This window comes from Streptomyces sp. WM6386, assembly GCF_000972385.1.
In the GTDB taxonomy this organism is placed as follows: Bacteria; Actinomycetota; Actinomycetes; order Streptomycetales; family Streptomycetaceae; genus Streptomyces.
The window spans coordinates 1-316 of sequence record NZ_JXTE01000780.1; the positions used below are offsets into that span (position 1 = coordinate 1).

Here is a 316-nt window from a genome sequence, read left to right on the forward strand (position 1 = left end):
CGTCCTCGCCGCGGTGATGGCGTCCTTCGAGCGGCAGCCCGGCGACCTGTAGAGCATGGTCCATACCGGGCTTCTTCCGCAGCCCGTACGCCGTGGCAAAGACAGCCTTGGCGTTGGTGTGGGTGCGTTCCGTTGGAAAGCCGAACGGGTAGGCCACCCCGTCGGCCTGACTCTGACGAGCAAATTGGCGACGGTCGTACTCGCCCCAGCTCGCCCAGGGGCGCCTTCCGGCCTCGTATTCCTCGACGAGGGTCCGGCATGCCTCGGCGAAGGTGACGCCCTGTTCCACCTCAGCTTGCGTCAGTCCGGTCAGTTC

Annotated in this window: 1 pseudogene; it reads right to left on the bottom strand. The window is 66.5% G+C overall.

Annotated features, from left to right (window positions below):
• A pseudogene (locus tag TN53_RS43640) lies at positions 1 to 316 on the bottom strand (DNA polymerase III); the annotation flags it as partial.